Raw genomic sequence first — 11,898 nt, forward strand, 5'->3', positions numbered from 1 at the left:
CATGGAGGAGGTTTAACAGAAGGGACAGAAGGAGGAGGTTTTTTGTTGATTGAAGTGGTATCGGCTGGACCGGGGTGTTCCATTTGTCAAAAAGCGCTGAAGCTTGTTAAGCAAGCAGCGGAGGAATTCCCGCAGATCGAGACTCGGGAGTTAAATGTGGTGGAGCAGTTTGAACGTCTCCAGGAACTGAACATTTTCAGCGCTGGAGCGATTCTTATTAATGGAAAAGCGGGATTTGGCTCTCCGCCCTCGCTAGCTAAGCTTCGTGAACGTGTGTACGAATTGCTCAAACCTGAAGAGAATCTACAAAATTAAAGGAGACACAAATGGAAGATTTATATCATTTCACGATCACGGGCGGAATTTCCGCCGCTACCTATATCCTTGTATTTGTCGTCGGAATCGTGAGCGCGGTTTTGGCCTGCTATTTGCCCGTGCTTGCCATGTTTGCGGGTTATGTCCAAAGAGGGGCAGCCGGCGATAAAAGAAAAGCCTTCCTGATCGCGATCAACTTTATCTCGGGCATGGTCGTCACTTCACTGTTGACTGGTTTGATATTTGCGCTGCTCGGACAACAGTTCCTGCCTTTTGTTGAGAAATATCGTTTGCTAACCTGGGTTCCGCCCCTCTTCGACATAGCGGCTGGACTGCAGTTGCTTGGCGTCATTTCGTTCGCGATGCCTGCTTTCCAGAAGCCGCTCAGCCGGCCGGAACTCCCGCCAAGCAACGCGGCCGCTTTCAAACTGGGGATTCCTTACGGACTTGTCATTTCGCCCTGTGCCATCCCCATCTTTTTTGCGCTGATTAGCTATATTGCACTTCAGGGAAGTCCGCTTCACGGAGCGCTGCTCCTGACGACCTATTCGTTAGGAAAAGGGGTGATCCTCATCGCTGTTGCCGTCTTTTCCATTTCCATTCTGCGCAAATTCGCAAAATGGGGCGGCCCTGTCAAAAAAATCGCCGGCTACTTCTCAATCATAATTGGCATCGTTCTTCTGATTGTTGGATTTATGAAATAAGTGGGAGGAGAATCATTCATGTCCTTAAATCAAACGCTGGAAGAAATGAAACAACAGTTTATCGCCCAATCGCCCGCAGAAGTCCAGGCCGCGATGTTCCGTTCGATCCGGGAGCAGCAGCAGTCGGGAATCCCGTATGGCCTGCAGGAGGGGCAGAAGGCGAAAGATTTTACGCTGAAAAATGCGATGGGCATCCCCGTCCACTTGTATGAAGAATTGGCCAAAGGACCTGTCGTTCTCACCTTCTACCGCGGAGGCTGGTGTCCTTACTGCAACTCGCAGCTCCGGGCGTATCAGAAAGTGCTGCCGGAAATTGAAGCACAGGGCGCCAGGCTTATCGCCGTTAGCCCGCAAAGCCCGGACAACACGCTTTCCCAGCAAGAGAAGGAAGAGCTGCAATTCCAGGTCCTGAGCGATACGAACGGTCTGGTCGCCGCCTTTTACAATATTTTGTACGATGTGCCGCCCTATATTCAGGAGATGATGACGAATCTGTTTCAACTCAATCTGGCCGAATACAACGCGACCGATCGGTGGATTCTCCCCATCCCCTCCACCTTCATGATCGACGAATCGGGCATTATTCGTTCCGCGTACGTCAACCCGGATTTCATGAAGCGCCCGGATCCCGAGGATATTCTGCATGAGCTAAGGAAGCTGTGAGCTGCCCTCGACACGACTCCAGACAAAGGGGCTGTGTCATAAGCAGGGACGTACAAGATTATCGATGAAAAAAGAAGGGCATCTATCTCCTGGAGACTGCCTCATACGGTCCTGAAATCACCTATTCACGGGTTTACCGTTCCCATTTCAGGATCGTATAGCATCGGAAGGAGATAGATGCCCATTACCTGCATCCATCGATAATCGTTCGGTACGTCTCTTTTTACTTATGGGAAGCCCCTTTGCTTTCTACTTAATGAGTTGATGCTCTCTTGCCGTCTTGATCCAGTCGGGAAACTCCTGAAGCAGCTTGGTGTAAAGACTCGTTTCATCCATCTTGGAGATATTGTTAATCTTGAAAAAGTTAGCATTGTCCACGAATCTTCCGCTTAAGTTGTCCAGCTTTTCAAGGAACTGAAATCCGGCGCTTCCGATTCCAACAAACTGCCAGAAGATCCCCAATTTCGATGCAGCTCGAATCGCTTCCTCTGTCTGCGGCTTGTCCTGGTTATCCCCGTCCGTAATGAAAATAACGAATACCGGTTCCTCCAGAGGTCCATTGATTGCAGAGGCTTTACGGAAAAAGCCCTTTTTCTCCGTCGTATATTTCTTGACAATCCGATTAATCACGCCAGCGTATCTCGTTTCACTCTCGAGAGGGTAACTTTTAACGATTTTATTATCCACATATCCGTAGAAATTAGACTCTACCAGTTCTCCGACTTCATAGTCACGCTGCCCAAATAAAAAAATGTCGATAGCCTGATTGTCGTCAAACTTAACGCCCAGAGCCAAAAGTTCTTCGACTACCTTTTGAACGGTTCCGTTTTTGAACGTAGACGCCATTGAACCGGATATATCCAAAGCTAACGCCACTTTCGCCTTCTGATTTCCAAGGCGCAAGACTGGACGCAACATCATTTGCCTTTTTCTTAAGTTCAATGAAGTTCTTCTTCGCCAGATCGATACTCATTGAAAACGTCCTCCGCATTTCATCTATTGGAAACAAGTCTTACAGTTCATTATATTGAACGCTTTTCTTTATGGCAATGAGGGCGGTATGCAGCAGTCAGGCTTGGTAAAATGCTTTTTCAAGAACAGACTGAGGAATCCCCCCCCCTCTCCCCAAAGGATTAAATCCCTCGGAGGGATGACCAGAACATTATCTGCACAGCCATTATGCTTCATCAGTTACATTCATGATATAATATTTGTAAGCATAGATTGGTGTTGATTGCTATGCACGATCTGCTGGATCCTAAAAACGATTTCGTATTTAAACGCATCTTCGGCAGCGAAGAAAATAAGGATATCTTGCTTGCTTTCCTCAATCGTACCTTTACGGAAGCTGGAGAATCTCCTCTGACCGAAATCATCTTGATGAACCCTTACACAGACAAGGATTCTCCTCGAGACAAGCAATCCATATTTGACATCCAAATTTTACTGGAGCAAACAATACTCAGATCAGCTTGAAGAAGGTCAGTCATACAAGAAGCTTCGAAAATGTGTGACCATCAATATCCTGAATTTCACCATTCTACCTAATGATCGTTACCATAGCGTTTTTCATCTCCGAGAAGACCAAAGCGGAATCACCTTCATTGATGACATCGAGATACACATCATGGAACTATCGAAGCTGAATCAACAAAACATACCTGATGAAGGCGGTTTGCTCAATTGGCTGCTGTTCCTGAAAAGTGAGGATACAAAAAATTGGGAGGTGTTGAAGGTGAATGAACCTACTCTGGGCAAGGCGATGACCGCGCTTGAATTTTTAAGTCAAGATGCCGAAGCACGCAGGCAGTACGAAATGAGACAAAAGGCGCTTCATGATGAAGCTTCAATGATTGAAGGCGCACGTACAGAGGGCGAGACTAAAGGAAAATTGGAAATCGCCCAGAATTTGATTCAAATGGGCATGGATATTTCAAAAGTAGCTCAAGCAACCGGGTTGTCCGTCCAAGAGTTAAAGAAACTGCAAAAGACGCATTAAACTGCACAGATGAGGCCAACAACGTACGGTGAGCAAGAGCATCTCCTGAAGCGATCAGATCGCTCTGGAGATGCTCTTTTTTCAGCTTGCTACCACGGAAGCATTTCAAACGTTTCCCCCCGCTCCTCTTCCCTGGCTCTCAAAAAACGCAAATAAAAAAAATCCCCGGCCACACAAGGGATTTCAGCTTCTTAGTTATGGTGCGGTCGAGAGGACTCGAACCTCCACGGTATTGCTACCGCCAGCCCCTCAAGCTGGTGCGTCTGCCATTCCGCCACGACCGCATATGATGAACGTCGTCTGAGTAAGGATACTGCCTTCCCAGAGAAATACTGGTGAGCCATGTAGGACTCGAACCTACGACACCCTGATTAAAAGTCAGGTGCTCTACCAACTGAGCTAATGGCTCTCATGGTGACCCCTAGGGGATTCGAACCCCTGTTACCTCCGTGAAAGGGAGGTGTCTTAACCACTTGACCAAGGGGCCATTATAGGCCATTTGCCCTTGCGCTTAGCGCTGTCCGTTTCAGACGACAAAAATTATTATATCTGAAACAATCGCCTAAGGCAAGTCCTTTTTCGGTCAAAACGCACTTTTTTTTATTTCTTTTTTCGAGCCCCTTCCCCGGTTCCATTTCTGCCAAAAGAGGGGAGCAAATCCGCCGGATGTCGGCATCCCGACGGTCGATCAACGCTGATCAAACCATGCTCAGGCCGACCGCCTGCAAAGCCTATTTTGCCCCAACGCCGCCTGAACAATCAAAAAGAGCCCTCCGGCGCAAGGCCGCGGGCTCTCCTTAAGTCGTCTTTTATGAATTCCATGGGTGGCGGGGAGAGAGGGATTCGAACCCTCGCACGCATGACACGTCTACTCCCTTAGCAGAGGAGCCCCTTATAGCCACTTGGGTATCTCCCCATGGCTCCCCGAACAGGACTCGAACCTGTGACAACTCGATTAACAGTCGAGTGCTCTACCAACTGAGCTATCAGGGAAAGTTCAAAAGCGACAAGTAATAATTTATCATGACGGCGATATTAAGTCAAGCCTTTCGCAGAAGTTTTTTTCACTGTCTCTCCACCGCCTTTTTCTGTAAAAAAATCGCCCCACATTTAGGAAATTCGTTGACTTCATGCTCGCCCTTATGATATTTATTGATTAATAAATCATTGCAGCCGCAATCGAAGAAACCGGAGTCGATGCCCCCTTGAGCCCTAATGAAGAAATCGCAGCAAGCCGTAAAGAGCAGATCTTGCAGAGCGCAGCAGCCTTGTTCGCTTCCCAGGGCTTCTACAAAACCACGACCGCGCACGTCGCGGAAGCTGTAGGCGTAACCCAGCCGTACGTATTCCATTTTTTCAAGTCGAAAGAACAGCTTTACTTGGCCGTCTTGGAGAAGGCGTTCGACCGAATGATGAACCAGTTTTTCACGGTCAACGCACCTCCCGATCAGCTCAGCACGGAGATGGGCCGCCAGTTCGAGCTCTTGCTCCAATCCCACCGCAACGAAATGCTGCTGCTCATGCAAAGCTTCACGACGCCGGAACCGGCCGTCAGAAATTTCGTGAAGGAAAAATATTCGTTCGCCTACGATCGGCTGGTGGAACGTTTTGTGAAAGCCGGCGTTCCCAATCCGCAATGGCAGGCGAGCATGTTTATCAGCTTGGGACTGATCGGGACGCTGGCCGAAGTGTTGGAATTGCCGAAGCTGGCGCCGTGGTGCGACTCCGAGTAATCGGAGTTTTCTTTCGCCACTCATTTATTTATCAATAAATAAAGTTATCAAAAAGGAGAGATCACATGTTCACAGCTTCGCGAATCCGTCTGTTAGTCGTCACCTGTATCGCCCTGTTCATGGCCATGCTCGACAATCTGGTCATCGGCGTCGCCCTGCCGTCTATTCAGAAAGATCTGAACGCCACCATGTCGGACCTCGAATGGTTCATGAACGCCTACACGCTTGCTTTCGCCGTACTGCTCATTCCGTTCAGCGTACTTGGAGAATCGATCGGGAGGAAAAAGGTGTTTCTTGCCGGTGTCGTCGTCTTTTCGCTCGGATCGCTGCTGTGCGGCCTCAGCGAAACGTCGCTGTCGCTGATTCTGTCCCGCGCGCTCCAAGGCGTCGGAGGAGCGGCTATCGTCCCGCTGAGCCTGACGCTGGTCAACTCCGCCTTCCCTCCGGAGAAGAGAGCGGCCGCCATCGGCCTATGGTCGGGAATTTCCGGGCTCGGCCTCAGCGTAGGACCGCTTGTCGGCGGCCTTATTATGGAGGGAGCGCCTTGGCAGATGATTTTCTACGTGAATGTGCCGATCGGCATTCTCGCTGTCCTGTTCGGCTTTAAATGGCTCGCAGAGTCCCGCGGCGTCCGCAAGCCGCTCGATCCTGCCGGAGTGCTTCTGCTTGTCTCCGGGCTGTTCGGATTGATATTCGGATTGGAGAGAGGCAATTCGGAAGGGTGGGGAGCGCCGATCGTCGTCGGTTCGCTTGCTCTTGGAGCGCTGCTGCTCATTCTGTTCTACTTCTGGGAAAAAACGCGCAAAGTGCCGTTTGTACGCTTCGATCTGTTCCGCAGCCGCGCATACTTCTTCTACACGTTCGCAGGCTTCTGGATGAACGCAGGGGTGTTCGGGGCAATCTTCCTGCTTACTTTGTTCCTGCAGCAGGCGCAGGGCTTTACGCCGCTGCAGGCGGGCGTGCGGGAGATGGCGTGGACGACGATGACGATGATCGCCGCGCCGCTGGCCGGTCTCGCCATCAGCCGTCTGGGCAATCGCAACGTGCTGATAGCGGGGCTTCTGTTCCAGACCGCCGCTCTGGCCTGGTTCGCTCTGCTCATCCAGGCGCGCGGCGTCGACTTCCCGTTCGTCGCGATGCTCGGACCGATGATGCTCGCCGGTACCGGGATGGGCCTCAGCTTCACGCCGCTCTCGCACGGTCTGATCTCTTCCGCCCCCGAAGACGCGGCGGGGGAAGCAAGCGGCGTCGGCAACGCCACAAGGGAGCTCGGAGGCGTATTCGGCATCGCGATCGGCGGACTGATCTTCCAATCCGGCTCGGCGATTCGATCGCCGCAGGATTTCGCCGATCATATCGTGCCCAGCCTTGGCGCCGGGTCGCTGATGATGGCGCTCGCGCTGCTCGGCATCGCGATCTTCGTGCGCGGCCGATCGACAGCGGCGCAATCCGCACCAAGCTCCGCCAACGAATCGCCCTCCGCCGTTTAATCGCCCAGCCGCCGCGCTCCCGCGTCGTCCGCGGGAGCCGCATGAAACAGCTTCAGCTTGCCCCTGCACTTGCCGCACGCGTACTTCCGAGGGTCCGTGCGGCGCTTGCGGGGGTATTGCATGCCGCAAGCCTGGCACACGAGCAAATACTTCACCGGAAGGCGTCTCGCCGCCCCGGGAAGAGCGCGGCAGTGCCTGGTCGCGCCTACCTTAACGAGCAATTGCTTGAAGTCCGCGTCGCGATGCTGGAATCCTTTGCGCTGCAAATGCAAATGATAATGGCACAGCTCGTGCTTGATGATCGCTTCCGTCTCTTCCGCCCCGTACGCTTCAAGCTGATGCGGGCTGATCTCGATATTGTGGCTTTGCGTAAAATAGCGGCCGCCCGTCGAGCGAAGCCGCGAGTTAAAGGTAGCTTTGTGCAGAAACGGCCGGTCGAAATATTCCAAGGACACGCGCTCGACCCACCGCTGCAGTTCTTGATCCCTCATGCCGACAATCCCTCCCCGGCCCTGCAATTCACGTCTCGGAAACCGCCCGTCCGAGCTTGGCCTACTTGAATTGTAGCCCCGTATTGGGCTACACTGTCAAGTAGAAATGGTTGAGGGGAGACTGCGTTACATGCCTGAAATGTCCTACGTTCTTCTGCAGCACGAGCAAGGAAATCTCGATTTCGTCGAGATGCCCGCTTCCCACGCTTACCAGCTAAGCGCCTTGAATCTGCGCCTTCATAAAGAGCTGTCCAAGCTGACCGCGGACAACGTGCCGAACCTGCCGAGAGCGATAGCCGAATTTCGCGCGCTCGATCTGCTCGACGAGAAGCAATCTCCGATCGGGGGATTGCATTACGTGAACGAGCTGGAGCGCACATTCGCTTCGATTCGCGAAGGCTCCTATCCGCTGATCGCGCTGCTGACCGAGATCCGCGCTCTTCAAGCGCAACTGGAGCAGTGGTACGAGGAAGAGGATCTGCTCTAGCCCAGCACAAATCCGATTCGGACCTGCACGGTCATCCGCCCAATCCCATATGCTAGCAATACAGCATGAGATGGGAGGAGGACGATTTTCAATGCCTCAATGGCTTTGCAACCAGTTAATGTCCGCTTTTCAGAAGAAAGACCGCAGGCAGATCCGTCTGCTGAACGATTGCTGGTTTTATTATCGGGGCAAACCCGACAAATCCAAGGATACGAAAGATACCGCAGGCTCCACCCCTTGAATTCACGAAAAAAGGATCCTCCGCAGCCGACGAGCGGCGAACGGAGAGATCCTTTTTTAGCGTAGCCAAGCAAAAACGCCTTCGTCGTCCTCAGGACGGTGAATGTGTTTTGTCGGAGACGATTCAGATAAGGATAGCGAATTTTATACTTGCTGAATCGTTTAAAAATCGAATTCATTCCATCTGACGACCTCGTCCACCGTAAGCCGAACCGAAGGATGGCCTTCCTGGGCGGCTTTGCCGATGGCGATCAGCATGATCGGCACATAACGCTCCCCGATCTTGAACTCCTCCACGAACTTCTGCGCGTTGTAACCGCCCATAGGAACGGTATCGTAGCCTCTTGCCTTGGCCGACAGCATAATCTGCATGGAGACGAGCCCTCCGTCGGTGTAGACGATTTTGCGCGCGATTTCAGGCGGCAGGTTGCCGTAGATTTTCGTGGAATTGGCGATGAACATGTCCCTGGTCGCTTCCGGCATATAACCGGCTTCGTAAGCCCGATTGTAGATCGTTTCCCCCAGCTTGTAGCTTTCCACGTCGCCCAGAACGGCGATGACGGCCGAAGCGTCGACAACCTGCTGCTGGTTGTTCGCGATCGGCAGCAGCTTCTGCTTAAGCTCCGGAGAGTCGATTACGAGAAAACGCCAAGGCTGGAGGTTGGAAGAGGAGGGAGCTTTAAGCGCTTCGGCGAACAAGTCCTTCAATTCGTCTCTGGAGATGGTAAAGGACGGGTCGTAATGGCGAACCGAACGGCGTCCTTGAACGACTTCGGCATAGCTCGGAGTCTGGGTCTGCACCGCTTGCGTAGTTGACATGGGTATTTCCTCCGTTTTCTTAAAAAAGTTAATTGTGCAATCATTAGCACAGTTATAGGTTTGAAACTGTTTCGAATAATGCACAGTATATTCTTCTTCAATTCGATTGTCAATATGTCGGCGCTCCTGGGAATTGCCGTCCCGATAAGCACGCGCAAAAAGCCTCGCGAGCCGGTCGGAAAGACCGGTCGCGAGGCGCCTACCTTTATATCACGAACCCCACAGAGCCAGACGTTCGTTCAGAAGCTGCTGCCGAAGCTGTTCGGCTTTCTCGACTCCTGCGGCTTCGATTTCCTGCAAATATTTGTCCCAGAGCGCGTCGAATTGCTCAGGCTTGGCGAGAATCGCCTCCGGAATGCGTTTCCAGGTAATGTTCTTAAGTTTCTCTTCCAACACGACCAGATCGCTCTCGCTCGGAATCGGAATGTTCCAGAGCGCGCCCCACGGCTTCATCTTGAACTCTTCCTCTTTCGGGAACAGGTCCTTCCAGATCGTCGCGCCGTAAGCGGAGAGAACTTCCTTCTCCACGTCGCTGTAATCGTTGATGAGCTGTTCCGGGAATCTCGTCGTGAAGTAGTTGCCGGTCGAGTCCTGAACGCCGTCGCCGTAGTGGGCGCTGAGCAAATTATAGTTGCCAATTCCGGTTTCTTTCTGGAAGTTGATGGCGTCGTTCACTTTGCGGTCGTTCACTTCGGCCGGAATGACGCGCTTGCCGTTCTCGACGTTGTAATGCTTGCCTTCGATTCCCCAGTTTACGAGCACTTGACCTTCGTCGGAAGCCAGGTAGTCCAGGAACTTGATCGTGCGCACCGGGTCCGGATTGTCGACCGAGATCGCGACGCCGGAGCCTCCCGTGAAGCCCGTCGGCCAGAATGCCGTATGTTTGTACTCTTCCGACAGCGTGACCGGATAGTGACCGTAAGCTTGGTCCATCTTGCCTTCCGCTTTCAGCGCTTTCTGACCGTCGTCGAAGCTCCACTTCTGGTCGATCAGGCCGAGCACGCGCCCGGTTGCGATTTTCGCCTTGTATTGGTCGTACTTCTGAACGAACGATTCTCTGTCGAGCAGACCTTCGGCGTTCATGTGATTCAGCCAACGGAAGTACTCTTTTTCTATCGGCCGGCGGAAGTGGTACGTCACTTCGTGCGTATCGATGTCCACGTAATATTCTCCGTCGTCGGAACCTCCCGTCGACGCGAACGCGGGGTTCGTGACGCCGATGTACATCCGCCAGTCCTCGGCGATGAGCGAGAGACCGATGTTCGGGTTGCCGTTCGCGTCCTTAGGGTATTTCTCCAGATAGGCTTTGATTGCGTTCTCGAAGTCCTTGACCGTGCGAATCGTCGGGTAGCCGAGCTCCTTGACAACGCGATGCTGAAGCTGCATGCCCCCGCCGGCTTCGAAATATTGTTGGTTGATGCCGTCGTAGGACGGAATGACGTAGATCGACTGATCCGACTCGCTGTATTTCAGCCGGTTCATCTGACCTTCGAACAGCTTCTTCAGATTCGGAGCGTGCTGCTCGATCAAATCGGTCAGGTCGAGGACGGCGCCCGCGTCGACGAACTTGCTGATGCTCGTTTTCGCGCTGATGAGGTCCGGATAATCGCCGCTGGAGGCGATGAGCGCCGACTTCTGCACGGCGTCGCCGACGGCGAATTCCGCCTTGAGCGAAATGCCCGTTTTCTCCGTGATCGCTTTTCCGAGATCGTCCTGCATGTTCGCCCAGTTCGGGTTAACGTCTTCGCTGTAATAGGTGAGCGTAAGCGGTTGAAGCTTCTCCTCCGACGGGGAAGCGGACGCCGAACTCGAACTCGGTGCGCTCGGGGAAGCGCTCGGGCTGGACGATTCCTTGTCGTTGTTGCCGCAAGCGGCCAACAAGCCGGACACAAGCGCCGCGCTCAGCATCAGGCTCGGCCATTTTCTCTTTGTTGCCATGTTGTATACCCTCCTCGATAATGTACGAATGCAATATGCGTATAACGGGGCTGGCCCGCTGATACCGGTTTCAAATCCGCTTCGGAAAAAGGCGCGGAGCGTATGGCTCAGCCTTTGACCGAACCGAGCGTCAAGCCTTTGACAAAGTAGCGCTGCAGGAACGGATACACGAGCAGAATCGGCACCGAGACGAAAATCGTAATCGCCATCTTGACCGAGTCCGGGGACACGGTCGACATGACCTGGGTCATGTTCTGCGTGCGGTAGTCGCCCGAGTTGTTCGTCGTGCTCTGCAGCACTTTGACGAGCTCGTATTGCAGCGTCGTCAGATGCTCGCTCGAGCCGTTGTACAGATAAGTGTCGAACCACGCGTTCCATTGGCCGACCGCCAGGAACAGGCCGATCGTGGCGAGCGCGGGCTTCGTCATCGGGAGAATGATCCGCCAGTAGATCGTGAAGTCGTTGGCGCCGTCGATTTTGGCCGATTCCTGCACTTCGTACGGAATGCCGTCCATGAACGACCGGACGACGAACACGTTAAACGCGCTGACGATGCCGGGAAGAACATAGACCGCGAACGTGTTCATCATGTTCAAATCTTTGATCAGAATGTAGAAAGGAATGAGTCCCGCGGTCACGTACATCGTGATGGCCAAGTACGTCGACACGAATTTGCGTCCTTGAAAATCCCGCCGCGCCAGCGTGTACGCGATCATCGACGCGCTGATCAAGCCGAGCAAGGAGCCGACGAGCGTTCGCAGCAGCGAAATTTTGAATCCGGTGGCCAGCGTGTCGTACGTGAAGATCGCTTTATAGTTTTCGAGCGTGAACTGCCGGGGGAAAATCGTAATGCCTCCCCGCACGCTGTCAGTCGAATCGTTCAGCGAAATGGCCAGCACGTTGAGAAAAGGATAAAGCGTGACGATCGACGTAACGATAAGGACGGCGTAGATGAGAGCGTCGACGATCCGTTCGGATCCGGGGACGCCTCTGCGAATGGCGCGAGCGTTCATGGTGTC

At 53.0% G+C, this 11,898-nt stretch carries 12 protein-coding genes, 5 tRNA genes and 1 pseudogene; 8 read left to right on the top strand and 10 right to left on the bottom strand.

Annotated features, from left to right (window positions below):
- The first annotated feature begins 54 nt into the window (after positions 1-54).
- Genes B0G52_RS24050 through B0G52_RS24060 form a run of 3 tightly spaced genes read left to right on the top strand, consistent with a single transcriptional unit; the run spans position 55 to position 1,682 of the window.
- Complete coding sequence (locus B0G52_RS24050) at positions 55-315, top strand: thioredoxin family protein (protein ID WP_233163005.1); 261 nt, start codon at positions 55-57, stop codon at positions 313-315.
- A gap of 11 nt (positions 316-326) precedes the next feature.
- Positions 327-1,019 carry a cytochrome c biogenesis CcdA family protein gene (locus tag B0G52_RS24055; RefSeq protein ID WP_094047972.1) on the top strand — a complete coding sequence of 231 codons (693 nt, stop codon included), beginning with the start codon at positions 327-329 and terminating at the stop codon, positions 1,017-1,019.
- Positions 1,020-1,037: 18 nt separating this feature from the next.
- Positions 1,038-1,682 (top strand): peroxiredoxin-like family protein, encoded by a 645-nt coding sequence (locus tag B0G52_RS24060; protein WP_094047974.1) that lies wholly within the window; start codon positions 1,038-1,040, stop codon positions 1,680-1,682.
- A gap of 249 nt (positions 1,683-1,931) precedes the next feature.
- On the opposite strand, the gene B0G52_RS24065 is transcribed toward B0G52_RS24060, so the two are convergent.
- Positions 1,932-2,624 carry a VWA domain-containing protein gene (locus B0G52_RS24065; protein WP_233162993.1) on the bottom strand — a complete coding sequence of 231 codons (693 nt, stop codon included), beginning with the start codon at positions 2,622-2,624 and terminating at the stop codon, positions 1,932-1,934.
- 297 nt (positions 2,625-2,921) lie between these two features.
- Here B0G52_RS24065 and B0G52_RS24070 point away from each other — a divergent pair.
- A pseudogene (locus B0G52_RS24070) lies at positions 2,922-3,681 on the top strand (Rpn family recombination-promoting nuclease/putative transposase).
- A 198-nt stretch (positions 3,682-3,879) separates the two neighbouring features.
- On the opposite strand, the gene B0G52_RS24075 reads toward B0G52_RS24070, so the two are convergent.
- The 5 genes from B0G52_RS24075 to B0G52_RS24095 form a co-directional block, all read right to left on the bottom strand.
- Positions 3,880-3,965, bottom strand: a tRNA-Leu gene (locus B0G52_RS24075).
- A gap of 49 nt (positions 3,966-4,014) precedes the next feature.
- Positions 4,015-4,090, bottom strand: a tRNA-Lys gene (locus B0G52_RS24080).
- A 3-nt stretch (positions 4,091-4,093) separates the two neighbouring features.
- Positions 4,094-4,168, bottom strand: a tRNA-Glu gene (locus B0G52_RS24085).
- A gap of 338 nt (positions 4,169-4,506) precedes the next feature.
- Positions 4,507-4,597 (bottom strand) — tRNA-Ser (locus B0G52_RS24090).
- A 1-nt stretch (position 4,598) separates the two neighbouring features.
- A tRNA-Asn gene (locus tag B0G52_RS24095) sits at positions 4,599-4,674 on the bottom strand.
- A 212-nt stretch (positions 4,675-4,886) separates the two neighbouring features.
- Here B0G52_RS24095 and B0G52_RS24100 point away from each other — a divergent pair.
- Positions 4,887-5,414: a TetR/AcrR family transcriptional regulator gene (locus B0G52_RS24100; RefSeq protein WP_094047976.1), complete on the top strand. Its 528-nt coding sequence runs from the start codon at positions 4,887-4,889 to the stop codon at positions 5,412-5,414.
- A 65-nt stretch (positions 5,415-5,479) separates the two neighbouring features.
- Positions 5,480-6,904 (top strand): MFS transporter, encoded by a 1,425-nt coding sequence (locus tag B0G52_RS24105; protein WP_094047977.1) that lies wholly within the window; start codon positions 5,480-5,482, stop codon positions 6,902-6,904.
- On the opposite strand, the gene B0G52_RS24110 is transcribed toward B0G52_RS24105, so the two are convergent.
- Positions 6,901-7,395, bottom strand: coding sequence for a SprT family protein (locus tag B0G52_RS24110; RefSeq protein ID WP_094047979.1), 495 nt, complete (start codon positions 7,393-7,395; stop codon positions 6,901-6,903). The two genes, B0G52_RS24105 and B0G52_RS24110, sit on opposite strands and share 4 nt — an antisense overlap.
- Positions 7,396-7,525: 130 nt before the next feature.
- Between B0G52_RS24110 and B0G52_RS24115 the strand changes: the two genes are divergently transcribed.
- On the top strand, positions 7,526-7,882 hold the full coding sequence (locus tag B0G52_RS24115) for a hydrolase/acyltransferase (protein ID WP_094047981.1): 357 nt from the start codon (positions 7,526-7,528) through the stop codon (positions 7,880-7,882).
- Between the two features lie 91 nt (positions 7,883-7,973).
- Entirely contained in the window at positions 7,974-8,123 is a 150-nt protein-coding gene (cmpA, locus tag B0G52_RS24120) for a cortex morphogenetic protein CmpA (protein WP_094047983.1), read from the top strand.
- A 161-nt stretch (positions 8,124-8,284) separates the two neighbouring features.
- Here cmpA and B0G52_RS24125 read toward each other — a convergent pair whose 3' ends face one another.
- The 3 genes from B0G52_RS24125 to B0G52_RS24135 all read right to left on the bottom strand — a co-directional run bounded on the left by B0G52_RS24125 (position 8,285) and on the right by B0G52_RS24135 (position 11,892).
- Complete coding sequence (locus B0G52_RS24125; RefSeq protein ID WP_094047985.1) at positions 8,285-8,941, bottom strand: nitroreductase family protein; 657 nt, start codon at positions 8,939-8,941, stop codon at positions 8,285-8,287.
- A gap of 210 nt (positions 8,942-9,151) precedes the next feature.
- Entirely contained in the window at positions 9,152-10,879 is a 1,728-nt protein-coding gene (locus B0G52_RS24130) for an ABC transporter substrate-binding protein (RefSeq protein WP_094047987.1), read from the bottom strand.
- A 107-nt stretch (positions 10,880-10,986) separates the two neighbouring features.
- Positions 10,987-11,892, bottom strand: coding sequence for a carbohydrate ABC transporter permease (locus B0G52_RS24135; protein WP_094047989.1), 906 nt, complete (start codon positions 11,890-11,892; stop codon positions 10,987-10,989).
- Between the last annotated feature and the right edge of the window lie 6 nt (positions 11,893-11,898).

It is taken from the genome of Cohnella sp. SGD-V74 (assembly GCF_003001675.1).
GTDB lineage: Bacteria > Bacillota > Bacilli > Paenibacillales > Paenibacillaceae > Cohnella.